The sequence below is a fragment of the Aeromonas sp. 600886 genome (assembly GCF_049174935.1).
Lineage (GTDB): Bacteria > Pseudomonadota > Gammaproteobacteria > Enterobacterales > Aeromonadaceae > Aeromonas > Aeromonas veronii_A.
On sequence record NZ_JAAKUB010000011.1, the window covers coordinates 39,650 to 54,886 of the forward strand.

The 15,237-nt window shown below is 57.5% G+C and carries 13 protein-coding genes; 6 read left to right on the plus strand and 7 right to left on the minus strand.

The features are described from left to right. Positions 1-2 precede the first annotated feature (2 nt). Complete coding sequence (locus G5179_RS10510; RefSeq protein ID WP_101530802.1) at positions 3-209, minus strand: hypothetical protein; 207 nt, start codon at positions 207-209, stop codon at positions 3-5. A gap of 131 nt (positions 210-340) precedes the next feature. Here G5179_RS10510 and dinB point away from each other — a divergent pair, with 131 nt between their 5' ends. The 6 genes from dinB to rlmM all read left to right on the plus strand — a co-directional run bounded on the left by dinB (position 341) and on the right by rlmM (position 6,956). Beyond that, positions 341-1,396, plus strand: a complete 1,056-nt coding sequence (gene dinB / locus G5179_RS10515; protein WP_323913059.1) for a DNA polymerase IV — start codon at positions 341-343, stop codon at positions 1,394-1,396. A gap of 66 nt (positions 1,397-1,462) precedes the next feature. Further along, the gene (locus G5179_RS10520; protein ID WP_421258324.1) at positions 1,463-3,604 is read left to right on the plus strand and encodes a methyl-accepting chemotaxis protein; all 2,142 of its coding nucleotides are present in this window, start codon (positions 1,463-1,465) and stop codon (positions 3,602-3,604) included. Positions 3,605-3,888: 284 nt separating this feature from the next. Continuing rightward, positions 3,889-4,809 (plus strand): transcriptional regulator GcvA, encoded by a 921-nt coding sequence (locus tag G5179_RS10525; RefSeq protein WP_185227590.1) that lies wholly within the window; start codon positions 3,889-3,891, stop codon positions 4,807-4,809. Continuing rightward, positions 4,802-5,431, plus strand: coding sequence for an alpha/beta family hydrolase (locus G5179_RS10530; RefSeq protein WP_421258325.1), 630 nt, complete (start codon positions 4,802-4,804; stop codon positions 5,429-5,431). Before G5179_RS10525 ends, G5179_RS10530 begins: the two co-directional genes overlap by 8 nt. Positions 5,432-5,482: 51 nt before the next feature. Further along, on the plus strand, positions 5,483-5,869 hold the full coding sequence (locus tag G5179_RS10535; RefSeq protein WP_421258326.1) for a DUF423 domain-containing protein: 387 nt from the start codon (positions 5,483-5,485) through the stop codon (positions 5,867-5,869). Further along, positions 5,862-6,956 carry a 23S rRNA (cytidine(2498)-2'-O)-methyltransferase RlmM gene (gene rlmM / locus G5179_RS10540; protein WP_005338617.1) on the plus strand — a complete coding sequence of 365 codons (1,095 nt, stop codon included), beginning with the start codon at positions 5,862-5,864 and terminating at the stop codon, positions 6,954-6,956. The genes G5179_RS10535 and rlmM overlap by 8 nt, the downstream gene beginning before the upstream one ends. 82 nt (positions 6,957-7,038) lie before the next feature. Here rlmM and G5179_RS10545 read toward each other — a convergent pair whose 3' ends face one another. The 6 genes from G5179_RS10545 to G5179_RS10570 all read right to left on the minus strand — a co-directional run bounded on the left by G5179_RS10545 (position 7,039) and on the right by G5179_RS10570 (position 15,197). Next, complete coding sequence (locus tag G5179_RS10545) at positions 7,039-7,497, minus strand: hypothetical protein (RefSeq protein ID WP_043819010.1); 459 nt, start codon at positions 7,495-7,497, stop codon at positions 7,039-7,041. Positions 7,498-7,614: 117 nt separating this feature from the next. Then, a complete protein-coding gene (locus tag G5179_RS10550; protein ID WP_421258327.1) occupies positions 7,615-8,622 on the minus strand; it encodes an isocitrate dehydrogenase in 1,008 nt (335 codons plus the stop codon). 159 nt (positions 8,623-8,781) lie between these two features. After that, on the minus strand, positions 8,782-9,582 hold the full coding sequence (xni, locus tag G5179_RS10555) for a flap endonuclease Xni (RefSeq protein WP_216958970.1): 801 nt from the start codon (positions 9,580-9,582) through the stop codon (positions 8,782-8,784). Positions 9,583-9,717: 135 nt separating this feature from the next. After that, the gene (gene ppnN / locus G5179_RS10560) at positions 9,718-11,073 is read right to left on the minus strand and encodes a nucleotide 5'-monophosphate nucleosidase PpnN (protein ID WP_019445906.1); all 1,356 of its coding nucleotides are present in this window, start codon (positions 11,071-11,073) and stop codon (positions 9,718-9,720) included. A 148-nt stretch (positions 11,074-11,221) separates the two neighbouring features. Then, positions 11,222-12,835 carry a diguanylate cyclase gene (locus G5179_RS10565; protein ID WP_421254405.1) on the minus strand — a complete coding sequence of 538 codons (1,614 nt, stop codon included), beginning with the start codon at positions 12,833-12,835 and terminating at the stop codon, positions 11,222-11,224. 79 nt (positions 12,836-12,914) lie between these two features. After that, complete coding sequence (locus G5179_RS10570; protein ID WP_421258328.1) at positions 12,915-15,197, minus strand: hypothetical protein; 2,283 nt, start codon at positions 15,195-15,197, stop codon at positions 12,915-12,917. Between the last annotated feature and the right edge of the window lie 40 nt (positions 15,198-15,237).

Here is a 15,237-nt window from a genome sequence, read left to right on the forward strand (position 1 = left end):
GCTTAGTAGTCGTATTGTGAACACTGTTTCTTGCTGTATTCCTCACGCCAGCGTGCCAGCTCTTCCTGAGTGCCCAGCGTGTCTCCTTTCTTGATGGCCTGTTCCAGTATCTCAATCCGGTCGTACAACCAGCGGCACTCCGCCGTCGGGTTGTTCTTGCCGATGCCGGTCAGCGGCAGCAAACAGAGTCCCAGCCAAAGATATTTCATCCCGAACGCTCCTTGTCATTGTGGTGGTTAAGGTCTCTTTAGAGTCTACCATTTTAGCCGTAACGAGAGAGATAGAGCTGTGGTTATCCTTGGGGTAAGATGATGCCATGTCTGTTTATTTATACAGTGGTATGCGCAAGATCATCCATATCGACATGGACTGCTTTTTTGCCGCGGTGGAGATGCGGGATAACCCCGCATTGCGGGAAGTTCCGCTTGCCATCGGTGGATCCTCCGAGCTGCGCGGTGTCATCTCGACCTGCAACTATGTGGCGCGCCGGTTCGGGGTGCGCTCCGCCATGCCGAGCGCGCTGGCGAAAAAACTCTGCCCACCGCTGGTACTCATCCCGGGGCGAATGGCGGTGTACAAGGATATCTCCCGTCAGCTCAGGGCCATTTTCCTGCGCTATACCGATCAGGTTGAACCGCTGTCGCTGGATGAGGCTTACCTCGATGTGACCCATAGTCGCTGTTGTGGTGGCAGCGCCACCCTGATGGCGCAAGATATCCGGCAAGCCATCGTCACCGAACTGGGATTGACCGCTTCGGCCGGGGTCGCCCCCAACAAGTTTCTCGCCAAGCTCGCCTCGGAGCAGCGCAAGCCTGATGGTCTGTTTGTCATTCGTCCCGACGAAGTGGCCGAATTTGTCTGTCAGCTGCCACTCGGCAAACTGCCCGGGGTGGGGCGCAAGACTGCCGAGCGGCTGGAGGCGCAGGGGCTCTACACCTGTGAGGATGCGCGGGCTTTGTCGGCACAAGAGCTGTGCAGCCGTTTTGGCAAGCTGGGGGAGATGCTGACGACCCGGATCTGGGGGCTGGATGAACAGCCGGTGCAGGCGCACCGGATCCGCAAAACCATCGGGGTGGAGACCACCCTGGCAAGCGATCTCTGTGACGAAGAGGCCTGTCTGAAGGTATTGCAGCAACTGCTGCCTGAGCTGGAACGGCGATTTCAGCTGGCGTGTCCTGCCGAGCAGGTGATGGGGCAGGGTATTAAACTCAAGTTTGCCGACTTCCATCAGACTACCGTCTATCGCAGCCAAGGGGGCTATCAGGCCGCATTGTTCACACCACTGCTCAAGGAAGGGCTGCTGCGGGCGCAAGGGCGTTCGATACGTCTGCTGGGACTGGTAGTCGGGCTACCGAAGGAGGGAGAAGTAAACCAACTCTCGCTGGATTTGCTATGAGATGGTTAAGTTTTTGTTTATAAAGTCGATAATCTACCTGTATCTGCATGAAGTAGGAATATTGGCATGAATGCTCTTTCTGTCCAGGGACGGATTACCCTGATCGCCGGTTGCTGTCTGCTTGTCACGGCCGCTGCGCTGGTCACCTCCTCTATTTATAACGCGAGCAAGATGCAGTCCCAGGTGCGGCAAGCCACCATGCATGAGGCACAGCTGTCAGCCGAAAACAGGATGAAAGCGATGGGGTCAGAGCAGGCCGCCAAGGTGACCAGCTATCTTGATGAAGCCTATTTTCGTGCCAGTCTGCTGGCCGAGAGCGTGCTGTTCCAGCGCAAGAATGCGGCCGACAACTTCGTTCATTCGGAGGCGCTGCGCGGGGCTATCAATCAGCAATTGCACGATGCGGCAGCCTCATCGACCAACCTGCTCGGCGTCTATGCGGTATTTGAGCCCGATCAGCTGGATGGGGAGGACAGCAACTATCAGGGCTCTACGGAACTGGGCTCAAATGACAAAGGACGCTTCTCCAGCTATTGGGCCTATGATAACGGCAAGATAGAGCCGGAAGTGCAGAATGAGGATGTACTGGCCGATGAGAGCCCGACCGAGGCTGGTGTAATCGAAAATGAGTGGTATCGCTGCAGTATTCGCACCCGTGCCCTCTGCCTGCTGGAGCCCTATCTGGACGATGTGGGCGATAAACAGATATTGATGACCTCGGTGACGGTCCCGCTGCTGGAGCAGGAGACCTTGCTGGGGATGGTCGGGGTCGATATCTCGCTGGCCACCTTGCAGAGTCTGGTCAGTACCATGGACAAGGAGCTCTATGACGGCAAGGGCAGAATCTTGCTGGTCAGTCACGAGGGGCGCGTGGCGGGAGCCGATGAGTTCGATGTGACCATGGGGCGCGGGTTGGAGCAGAAGTATCAGGGGCTGGCCAGCGAGCTGAAAGGCTGGCTCAGTCAGGGGCAGGAGCTGACTCGCTGGAGCAGCGATGGCACCCTGTTGCAGACCTTTGTCCCGGTATCCATGCGTGGCACCGACCGTAAATGGGGCATCTACATTGAATTGCCACGGGCCGTAGTGCTGGCCTCGGCCCAGCAACTGCAAGATGAGCTGGCCAGTGAGGCCAATCGCAGCGTGGTCTCGCAGTTGTCGATTGGAGTGCTGATCTCGCTGGTGGCCCTGAGCTTTATCTGGTTGATGGCGCGCCAGATTGTGGCGCCCATCCGCGCTGTAGTTGCCCGTCTCAAGGATATCGCCAGCGGCGAGGGGGATTTGACCCAGCGCATCGAGATCCAGCGGCAAGACGAGATCGGCGAGCTGGCCAAGTGGTTCAACAGCTTCCTCAACAAGTTGCAATCCACCATCAGTCAGGTGATTGATACCGTCTCCGGTACGCGCAACAGTGCCGAGCGAGCCGCGCAAGTGGCCGAGCGCACCAGCAGTGGCATGCAGGCCCAGTATCAGGAGATCGATCTGGTGGCGACGGCATTTGAAGAGCTGAGCGCCACGGCGTTGCAGGTCTCCGGTAATGCCGGCTCAGCGGTGGCGGCTGCCAACACCACTGACGCCGCAGCGCAAGAGGGCAAATATGTCGTTGCCGACACCCAGGAGGCGATGCGCAAGCTGATGACCATCATCAACGATGCTCAGCCGGTGGTGGAACGGCTCTCGGCCAACAGCGACAACATTAATGACATCCTCATCGTGATCCAGGGGATTGCCGAGCAGACCAACTTGCTGGCGCTGAATGCGGCTATTGAAGCGGCACGGGCCGGTGAGCAGGGCCGTGGCTTTGCCGTGGTGGCCGATGAGGTGCGTAATCTGGCCGGTCGCACCCAGAATGCCATCGTCGAGATCCAGACCCTGATCAGCCAACTGCAATCCGGTACCGGCGCTGTGGTCAAGGCGATCCGCGATGGTCACGGACAGGCTGACGAGACCCTCGCCAAGGTGGATCTCTCGGTGCAGGTGCTGGAGCAAATTATCCAGTCGGTCTCCACCATCCATCAGATGAACGAGCAGATTGCCCGGGCGGCGCAGGAGCAGAGCCGGGTGGCGGACGAGATCAACCGCAACGTCAGCAACATTCGCGATGTGAGCCACACCATTCGGGCCGAGGCGGCGACCTCCGCCGAAAATGGTCGCGAGCTCTCTGCGCTGGCGGATAAACAGCAGCAGCTGGTGGGGCAGTTCAAGGTATAGAAGGGATGAAAAAAGGCGCCATCCAGCTGGAGGCGCCAAACACATTCAGATGACAGACTGGGTCAAACCGGTGAGATTTGAGCCCCTCTTCCCGCAGAGGAAGAAACACAACACCACAATCGCAGTCGAAAGACTCACTAAAAACACATGTAAACCAACACGTAGTAGAAAATGTGAGCCATATGACGACTGATTGCTGGGGGAATTATGTTTATTCACTGGTCGACCCGCAACCGACAAATTATAATGCGCCCCATTAGAAAAACTCATCGTCGGCTGGTGTCATGTCTCGTCGTTTACCCCCGCTCAATGCCCTCAAGGCGTTTGAAGCTGCGGCTCGTCACTTAAGCTTTACCCGCGCAGCAGAAGAGTTGTTTGTGACTCAGGCTGCCATCAGTCACCAGATCAAGGCGCTGGAGGAGTATCTTGGCATCAAGCTGTTCCGCCGCAAAAACCGCTCCTTGTTGCTGACCGAAGAGGGACAGGGCTATTTCCTGGATATCAAGGACATCTTTGCCTCCATCTCAGAGGCGACCGACAAGCTGCTGGCCCGCAGTGCCAAGGGGGCGTTGACTGTCAGTTTGCAGCCGAGTTTTGCCATCCAGTGGCTGGTGCCGCGGCTGGTCAAGTTCAGCGAGCGTCACCCCGATATCGATGTGCGGATCAAGGCGGTCGATCTCGATGAAGGGTCGCTCACCGATGATGTGGATGTGGCCATCTACTACGGGCGCGGCAACTGGCCTGGTCTGCGTAGTGACAAGCTGCATACCGAATACCTGATCCCCGTCTGTTCCCCCTTGCTGCTGACGGGATCCAAGCCACTGCGTACACCGCAAGATTTGACTCTTCATACCCTGCTGCACGATACCTCTCGCCGCGACTGGAAAGCCTGGTTCCGCCAGCTCGATATCGATGCACCCAACGTCAATCAGGGGCCCATCTTCAGCCACTCCACCATGGTGATCCAGGCGGCGATCCACGGCCAGGGGGTGGCGCTCGGCCACAGCGTGCTGGCACAACCGGAGATTGAGGCCGGCCGCCTTATCTGCCCGTTCGAGCAGGTGCTGGTGAGCAAAAATGCCTTCTATCTGGTGTGCCAGGAGCAACAGTCGGATCAGGGCAAGATCGTTGCCTTCCGCGACTGGATGCTGGAGCTGGTGGAGCAGGAAGAGGCGCGTCGCAGGGCAAGGCTCGCCGATGCCTGATGTGATCCGCGAGGGGGCAATTGATGCCCCCGTTCGCATTTTGCTGGCCCACGGTGCGGGTGCAGGGATGGATCATGCCTTTCTTACCGAGTTGTCACGCCTGCTGGCTGGCCCCGACATCGAAGTGGTGCGTTTCAACTTTCCCTACATGGCCAAGCGAGCACAGGACGGCAAGCGCCGCCCGCCGGACAGGGCGCCTGTGCTGCTCGCTCATTGGCACGACATGATCCGCGAGTTTGCCCATCCACGACTGTTTCTGGCGGGCAAGTCGATGGGTGGGCGGATGGCGGCGGAACTCTATCGTGAAGGCGAGGGTGAGATGAATGCTGCAGGATTGCTCATTCTCGGGTATCCTTTCCACCCTCCGGCCAAGCCCGACAGTTGGCGAGGCGAGGTACTCAAGCATATTGCAGTGCCAACTCTGCTGTTGCAGGGGGAGCGCGATACCTTCGGTAGTCGCGCCGAACTGGCCGATTTCCCCTTATCACCCGCCGTATCGGTCCATTGGTTGACCGATGGTGATCATGGTTTCAAACCGCGTAAAGCCAGTGGCGTGAGTGAGCAGGAGAATATGCTGCATGCAGCGGCGGCCATCAGCCATTTTGTGGCCCGGCATGGATAGCACGAGAGGGTTGGCTTTATTGCCAGCCGTGATGAGAGAGGGAGTGTGAGGATGCAGATCCATCGACATTGGCTGATACTGGCCGGTCTCTTCGGGTTGACGGCCACCATGCTGGGGGCTTATGGCGCCCATGGATTGGCGGCGACCGGCATTACGCCCGATCGTCTGGCGGCGTTCAATACCGCCGTGCAATATCAGTTTTTTCACGCATTGGCCCTGCTGGTTCTGGGCTGGTGTGGTGTGCGCAGCAGGGTGATCCACCTGGCTGGCACCGCTTTTGTGCTGGGGATCATCGGATTCTCCGGCAGTATTTACGCCATGGTGCTGCTTGGCAGCAAGGGGCTGGGGTTGATTACCCCGGCCGGTGGCCTCTGTTTTATGTTGGGATGGACGGCCCTGATCTGGGCTGGCTGTCGTCTTGGAGGAAAAAATGAATAATCTGCTGCTTTATTGCCGCCCCGGTTTTGAGAAAGAGGCGGCTGCAGAGATCACCGAGCGTGCCGGTAACATGCAGTGCTACGGTTTCGCCCGGGTCAAGGACGACAGCGGTTATGTGATCTTCGAACTGTATGACGAGGAGCAGGCGGACCTGCTGGCTCGCAAGCTGCCGTTCCGGGAGCTCATCTTCATCCGCCAGATGCTGGTGGTCACCCATGAGCTGAAGGATCTGGATGTCGCGGACAGGATCTCCCCGATCCTTGAGGCGGTGAGTGACTACACCATTTGCGGCGATCTGCGGGTCGAAACCGCGGATACCAACGAAGCGAAAGAGCTGTCGGCCTTCTGCCGCAAGTTCACCGTGCCGCTTCGTCAGGCGCTGCGCAGCAACGAGATCCTGACCAAGAAGGAGACGCCAAACCGTCCGGTGTTCCACGCCTTCTTCATGGCCAATGATCATGTCTTGCTGGGCTACTCCTATTCGTTCAACAACTCCGGATTCCACATGGGGATCCCGCGCCTGCGCTTCCCGGCCGATGCGCCGAGCCGCTCCAGCCTCAAGCTGGAGGAGGCGTTTTACGTGTTCGTGCCGCGGGAAGAGTGGGATGTGCGTCTCTGCTCAGGCATGAAGGCGGTGGATCTGGGTGCCTGTCCGGGTGGCTGGACCTATCAGCTGGTGCGTCGTGGCATGATGGTGACGGCGGTCGACAACGGCATGATGGCCCAATCCCTGATGGATACCGGTCAGGTCAAGCATATCCGGGATGACGGTTTCGTCTGGCGTCCGAGCAAGAAGAACACCTACTGGCTGGTGTGCGACATGGTCGATAAACCGGCGCGGGTCGTTCACATGATTGCAGACTGGTTCCGTGAGGGCGACTGCCAGGAGGCGATGTTCAACCTCAAGCTGCCGATGAAGAAGCGTTATGCTGAATCGGTACACAATATCGAGGTGTTGCGCGAAATGCTCAAGGAGATCGACAACGCGTTCGTGATCCAGGCCAAGCAGCTCTATCACGATCGAGAAGAGATCACCGTGCATGTTTACAACAAGTACTGGGTCTCCAAACTCGAGCCCAAGGCGTGATGTAGCAGTTCTGCCTGTACGATAAATACCAAGGCCGACAGGGAAAGCTGTCGGCCTTTTGCTATTCGGCTGCCGGAAAATATCAGAAACGGTAATCGAGGCGCAGGGAGGATTCGTCGTCGGTCACCTTGATCTCTATCTGCAGCGGGATGGTTTTGTCTACCGGATTGAACTGCATCTTTATCCCGTCTCCTCTCAGCCTGAGGGCGGTGTTCATTCCGCCAGCCTTGAACTTGACCTTGGGTCTGAAGCGTTCGACCGACAGACTGACGCTCTTTTCCGGGGTCAGATTAAGCTGCGGGTAGGAGGTGATCTTTTGATTACCAAAGTTGTCGGTGGAGACTTCAATACCAAATGACAGGGGTTTGGGTGCCTTGAGCAGGTCGTTGGTATCCAGGCTTGAACGCCATACCTCGGTGGCAGTCCGTTTTTCCTGCTGTGGCAGTTTGGCAGTTTGGGTCTGTTGATCCTGTTCGAAGGCACTTGCAGTACCACACACCAGCATCAGACCCGAAACCAGATAGCACCCGTATCCCTTCATGAAAAACACTCCCTGTTCTTCTTCTCTATTGAACATAGTTGCTGTTTAGGGAGTGGCAAAGGATTCGGAAATATAAAAAAGGGAGCCGAAGCTCCCTTTTAAAATCAATTAATTAACTCACAGGCGATCGATGATGGCCTGGGTGAATTCGCTGGTGGAAGCCGTGCCACCCAGATCGCGGGTGACCCGATCACCGGATTCGATGGTGGCTCGTACTGCCTCGCGGATCCGCTCTGCCTTATCCTGCATGCCGAGGTACTCCAGCATCTGAATGGAGGCGAGGATCACCGAGGTCGGGTTGGCGATATTCTTGCCAGCTATGTCAGGCGCAGAACCGTGGACCGCTTCGAAGATGGCCGCGCCATCGCCGATGTTGGCGCCGGGCGCCATGCCGAGACCGCCAACCAGACCGGCGCAGAGATCCGAGAGGATGTCGCCGAACAGGTTGGTAGTGACCATGACATCGAAACGCTCCGGATACATCACCAAATTCATGCAGGCGGCATCGACGATCATCTCTTCGCTCTGGATATCCGGGTAGTGGCTGGCGATGTCACGTGCCACTTCGAGGAACAGGCCGGAGGTCGACTTGAGGATGTTCGCCTTGTGGATGATGGTGACCTTCTTGCGACCTTCCTGACGGGCCAGCTCGAAGGCGAACTTGACGATGCGCTCGGCCCCTTCGCGGGTGATGATGCTCATCGCCTCGGCGCTCTTGTTGTCATCACTGCGCTTCTGGCCTACACCCGAGTACATCCCTTCGGTGTTTTCACGCACTGTGATGATGTCGATGTTGTCGTAACGGCTTCTGGTGCCCTTGAAGGAGATGACCGGGCGCACGTTGGCGTAGAGGTTGAACTTCTTGCGCAGGGAGACGTTGATGGAGGTAAAACCGCCGCCGACCGGTGTGGTCAATGGCCCTTTCAGGCTCACCTTGTTCTTCTCAATCAGATCCAGGGTGGATTGGGGCAGCAGCTCGCCATGCTTCTCGAGGGCAACCAGACCCGCATCAGCGTATTCGTACTCAAAGTCACAACCCGCATGGGTCAGGATCTGGATGGCTGATTCAATGATGCTGGGGCCGATGCCGTCGCCGGGGATCACGGTAATTTTTCTTTTGGACATGAGAGGGTTCCACTTCCAGGGTATAGGGGAGGATGGGGCTGTTTTATAGCATTTACTCAGCAAACCAACCACATTCCTTTACATTCTACTCACTTTCATCAACAGCGAGGGTGAGTCTCGTCATGGTTCGCCCCCTTGCCTGCATTTTTGTTCGGCCATTTAGTCCGGCTGGGGCGGGTAGCGGATGTCCCGCAGGTTGAATCCCAGTGGAATATCCCGCTGCAAGCGCACCAGCCGCTGGGCCAGCAGGGCCTCATCCTGATGCTGGCGCAGCTTGAGCAGTGGCTTGGCGGCATCCTCTTGCTGACAGGCTTCGAGCATGGCTGCCAGATTGCCATATTGCTGCAACAGCTGGGTGGCGGTCTTGGGGCCGATCCCCGGAACCCCCTTGATATTGGAACCGCTGATACCGGTCAGGGCCCAGAAGTCGACCAGCTGAGCAGGGGCTACCCCATATTGCTGCTGGACGAAGGCGGCATCCAGCCAGCGTTTGTTGAAGTAGTCGCGTACCCGGATCTGCGGGCAGATCAGTTGGCAGAAGCCCTTGTCGGTGGAGATGATGGTCGCCTGATGGCCATGGCTGGCGATGCCGCTGGCCAGGGTGGCGATAAGGTCATCCGCTTCATCGGTCTCGGAGAGCAGGGCATCGACACCGCACTCCCAAAAGGCATCCTGCAGGGTCGCCAACCCCTCACGCAGTTCAGGGGGCATGGGGGTTCGCCCCTCCTTGTAGGCCGGATAGACCTCTTTGCGCCAGCTATGCACCTCGCCATCAAACACGGCAATGACATGGGTTGGCTCGCTATTGGCCAGCAGCTTGCGGCAGGTATTGATAAGGTTGGCGCGAGTTGCAACCAGCGCCTGGGCAGGGGTCAGTGCCTGCTGGGCCTGTACCGCGTGCAGACGGCGAATGAGATTGAGGGCATCGATGATGAGCAGGTGTGGCCGGATAGCTGACATGGGGCACTCTTGGCGGTAGGGACGCCCCATTGTAACAAACCGCTCGCCTTATGGGGGATTGATGGCTGTCGGGAAGGCATTGAGCCAATAAAGAGGGGCGCCGATGCGCCCCTCTGTCGATGATGTATCTGTACCCTAGCGGACGATTTCGTAGCAGGGCACATACTGGCTGCCCGGCAGCTTCATCCGCTGCTGCTTGACGAAACTCTCCAGCAGCTTGTCCATCAGGTGCATCAGCTCCTTGTCGCCGTGCAGCTTGAAGGGGCCTTTCTTCTCGATGGCGCGAATGCCCCCTTCCTTGACGTTGCCGGCGACGATACCGGAGAAGGCACGACGCAGGTTGGCTGCCAGCAACTGGGGCGGCTGGTTGCGGTGCAGATCCAGACTTGCCATGCTGGCGTGATCCGGCTCGAAGGGGAGCTGGAACTCCGGTTCAATCTTGAGGGACCAGTTGAAAGAGTAGGCATCGCCGACCGATTTGCGGTATTCGCGGATTTTCGGCATCGCCTCTTTCATCACCCGGGCCACTTCCGGTGCATCGCCGACAATGATCCGGTAGAGCTTGGTCGCCGGTTCACCTAGGGTCGCCTTGATGAAGTCGTCGATGGCACGGAAGTAGTCGGCACTCTCTTTCGGGCCGGTCAGGATGATGGGCATCGGCTGCCGCTCGTTGGCCGGATGCATCATGATGCCGAGCAGATAGAGCAGCTCTTCGGCGGTGCCGACTCCGCCCGGGAAGATGATGATGCCATGGCCGAGGCGCACGAAGGCTTCCAGCCGTTTCTCGATATCCGGCAGGATCACCAGCTCGTTGACGATGGGGTTGGGCGGTTCGGCCGCGATAATGGAGGGCTCGGTCAGGCCGATGTAGCGCCCGTTGCGTACCCGTTGTTTGGCATGGCCGACGGCGGCCCCCTTCATCGGACCCTCCATGGCGCCAGGGCCACAGCCGGTACAGATGTTCAGCTCACGCAAGCCCAGTTCGCTGCCCACGGCGCGGGTGTACTGGTACTCGATCTCGTTGATGGAGTGGCCACCCCAGCAGACGATCAGGTTGGGATCGGCGCCAGGCAGGATCACCTTGGCGTTGCGCAGGATGGCGAACACCACGTTGGAGATATGAGTCGAATTGGTGAGGTTGACCAGCCGGTTCGATTCAAGCTGGTTGGAGACATAGAGAATGTCGCGCAGCACCGAGAAGAGGTGCTCCTGAATACCACGAATGATCTCGCCATCGACGAACGCGTGCTCGGGGGCGTTGAACAGTTCCAGCTTGACCCCGCGCTCGCGCCGGATCACATGAATGTCGAATGATTTGAAGCGCTCCAGGATCTCCTTGGAGCTGTCGGTATGGCTGCCGGAATTGAGCACCGCCAGCGAGCAGTTGCGAAACAGTTGATAGATATCGCTGGAGGCAGTCTGCTTGAGGCGATCCACCTCAAGCTGTGACAGCAAATCCATGCTGCCAACGGGATTGATGTGCGTAATCATAGGTTCCCCTTTACTCACTTGTTATCGTTGTGTTTTTTCCCTGGGGAGAAAAGGGATGCCATGTTGCATCCCCTGAGTTTGATAGTAGTGGCAACGGAGGGGGGAGGGAAATAGGGCGACGACTGTTCGCTGTTTTTTTAGTCACCACTCAGGCCAGTGTCACTTGATCCCGACCTGCGTTCTTGGAGTGGTAGAGCGCTCTGTCCGCCCGTTCGAACACATCGGAGGGGTTGTCACCATCCTTGAACAGGGTTGCGCCGATGGAGATGGTGATCTCCACCTTGGCATCGCGAAAACGGAACGGGATGCTCTTGATGGTCTGGCGCAGGGTTTCCAGCGGCTTCTGGAACTTGTCCGGGTTGATATTGGGCAGCAGCACCACGAACTCTTCGCCGCCGAAACGGGCGATGAAGTCAGTGTCACGCAGGGCGCTCTGCAGCGCTTTGGCAACAACCTTCAACGCCTTGTCGCCGGCCATGTGGCCATAATTGTCATTGATGTTCTTGAAGTGATCGATGTCGATGATCGCCATGCAGAGCGGAGTGCGGTAGCGAAGCCAGCGCTTGAACTCCTGCTCCAGCCGCTCGTCGAGGGCGGCCCGGTTGTGTACCTGAGTCAGGCTGTCGAGGAACAGCTTGTGCTTCTGAATGGTCAGCCGCTTCTTGTATTCGGCGGTCTCATCCTTCATCAAGCGCAGCTTGGACTCCATGGTGGAGAGGCGGGTGAGCAGGTGACGTTCCCGTGCTGCGGTACTTTCCCGTTCTTGCAGCAGCAGATTGATGGCGCCCATATGGCCGGAGATGGCACGCTTGAGCGCATCGATGGAGTTATGGCTGGCCAGGGAGTGGTCGATCGCCTGCAGTTCGCAGACCAGAGCTTCGCGGGTTTCACGGGTTTCATTTTGTAGCGCACGCCCCTCATCGAGGGATTCGGTAAAGCCGACATGCACTGCTGACAGGCTCTCGTTGAGGGAGCTGAGAAAGGCGCGGGAGGCTTTGCGCTCCTCGCGGGTGCCTTCGATGATAAGTTCGATGACCTGCATACAGGTCTCTGCCAGCAGGGCAGGATTGATGCCGATCAGCAGTTGACGGCGGATATCCCCGAGGCTCTCGCCAATTGAACCGGCGAAATCAAGTTCGGTGATCAGCCGCTGCAGTTCGTCTGCGATACGCGCATGATCTTTGAGGTCAAACGGCTCAACATCAGGTTGGGGTTCACAACCGGGCTCGCTCTCTTGCTGTTGGGGCGCTGAAGAGCCGGACAGTGGCTGGCTTGGCAGCAGCTGGATCTTGATCGCCTGCTGATAGAATTCAAGCAGGCGGATCACCTTCTTTTGATGATCGGCAATACCATAGCCGGCGGGGCTTTTCAGAAATTCCTTGAGGGATTTTCGGGTCTCTTCCGGGAAGCCCTTGATGGTTTTTAGCTGTTTTGAGCCAAGATCAATGGCTGCCTGGGTCAGGGTGAGCGACTCTTCCAGTGCATTGCTGTGCTGCTGCAGCAACTTCTCGATGGCAAGTAGCTCTGCATCCAGCGAGGTGAATGCGGGATTGCTATCCAGTCTCTGCTTGAGCTTGGCGAAGCGATTGTCCAGCTCACGATCGAAGCCGCGGCAAGAGAGCATCAGCTTGTTGATAAACTGGATGCCACGAGCTCGCTCTGCATCGGAAAAGGAGAGAACGCCGTCGAGCTCCAGCTGTTTTTGCTGGAGGGATTCCCTGAGCCTGGCCAATTGTCCTGCTACGGCAGCGATGTCATTCATTATCAGGTCGCCCTGTTGTCATTATTGTTTTTGGTGTTGGATAGCAACAGTGGCCGAACCCGAGGTTGAGTGTCGTCTGTTATCTATTATTTGCCGGCTGGCCTTCAGCCGCTTGCATCCTTGCGAGGCTGGGCCAGTTAACCCATTGCTTTTCATGAGAAGAATTGACTTTTACCAGCCCCTTGTCAATTGCCATCAAGCCGCATTGCCACACATCCCCATTAAAAAATGCAGCCTGCTGGCAATCGATGGCGGCGAGCTCCAACCAGGCGTTTTGCCGGTATTTTTCACTGAGCTGAATGGCTCCCGAAAGGGCGAGATAGCAGAGGTCGAACAGGCCATTGTGATCGAGCGCGGTCGCCGCCTTGGGCAGGAAGGGGTGGCTGACAATCCCCAGGCTTATCTGGCGATCAAGCTCGTATTGGCAAGGGAAGGCGGCGATTGCGGTTAGCAGGTCTCCCGCAAGTTGATGCAGGTTGGTCACGTGGCGCTGTGGCACCACATAGAGCATGTGTCCTTCACGCAAGTCATAGATACGGCCATCTTGCGGGGTCAGGGTATCCATATAGATGCCGAACGCCTGCTCGATTTCACGGCTGGCCTGATAGCCGTGGCGCTCCAGCGTATTGACCAGGAAGGGTACCCGGAACAGCAGATAGTGCAGCTTGTCATCGAATTCACTGTGCTCTTCGCTCAGATACCAGCGCTCCGATTTCAGCTGGCGTTTTGCCATCTCCCGCGGCCAGCGATTCATCAGCCGCTGCCAGTTGGCAAGTCCGGAGCGGGGTTCGATCAGCAGGGCCTCGCCAGTGCGTTTCAGTTGCAGACGGGCGGTACGCAATTTTAGCCAGAGGGTGAAGAAGAGGTAGATGAAGAGCGCCAGCAGCAGGCTGGTGGTAATGCTCGACCAGAGATAGCGCTCCTGCTGGTGCTGGCTGTTGTTAAGCTGCTGCTCCAGCTCCTTGATGTGTTGTACCCGTTCAACCTGGACATAGTTGTCGCGGATCGCAGCCTGCTCCTGATCAATTTCCTGCTGGCGAACCTCTTCTCCCAAACGATGGAAGCGCTTGTAACTGTCGAGGGCTTGGTGCAGGTATCCCTTCTGTTCATACGCAAGTGACAACAGGCGGAATACTTCGTACTGGCGGCGAGTGTCGCCTACCTGATTGGCCAGTGCCCGGGCATTTTCCAGCTGCAGGATGGCGATGGCCGCCTCCTGCTTCTTCAGATAGAGCTCGCCGAGCAACAGCAGGGTATCGATCAGCGGCTCTTTGGCATCGCCCAACTCGTGGGACTGCCGGGATGCATTGAGGTAGTTGCCGGCCAGCGAGAGGTTACCGCTTTGCAGATAGGTTTTGCCTATCTCGTACTTGAGCAGAGAGGCCTGCGGCCGACTGCTTCCCTCATCGAGCAAATCCAGCGCATTGAAGAAGTAGACCAGCGCCATATTGAGGTCGCCCTGATCACGGTTGAGTCGGGCCAGCACGATAAGTGAGTCGCATAGCAGTGACGGATTGCCGATGGAGTGAAAATAGTTGGCCGCTTCATTGGCATATTGCAGCGCTTTCTGGGGCTCCTGCTCTTGCTGATAGAGTTTGACTATCTGGTTGGAGAGCAAGCCGAGAAAGAGCGGGTCGTTGAGATTCTTGGCCTGCTGCTGGGCATCGATATATTCACCCAATGCCAGCTGGGGTTGTTGCAGCACACGATAAAGGTCGCCGCTGATGGCGCTGACCCAGGCGCTGGCAAGAGGATTGGCGACTTTGGCAGCCCAGATCCTTGCATCCGCCAGATGGGTCTTGGCGTCTTCAAGATGCTGATTTTCAATCTCGTAGCTGGTGCGTTGCAGGCGGCTATAGATCTGTAACTGGCTCTGTTTGAGGTCGGGACGGGCCAGCTGTTCGTCCAATTGTTCCAGCAGGATACGGCTGTTGTTCTGGCCATCTTGCCTTAGCCCCTGGCTACGGATTTTGAGATAGAGGGCGTGGGCCTTGAGTTCGGGTTGGCGCTCTCTCTCCGCCAGTTCCATCGCCTTGTCGAGGGTTTGCTGGGTAGCTTGATATTGGCCAAGCTGGATTCGGCACTCCCCTTCAAGCAGGTGTGCTCCGATGGTTTGCGAAACGGTGCTGTAGCTGAGCAGAGGCTCGCGATAGCCGAACTCCTGACGATTACTGATGATTTGCTGGGGATTATTGGCCGCACGCGTCAGAAAGGCGGAGGTGATCTGAACACATCTGGCAGGGTCGGTCAGCACCAGTGATTGGGCCTGTTGCAGATCCAGGGATAGTTGCTCCTTGTCCAGATCCAGATTTGGAGCGGACAGAGAAGACATCATCATAGCCAGAAAAAACAGTTGATTCATTGGATTAAGGACGGCGCAGAGGTGTTGGCATGTTATCCAA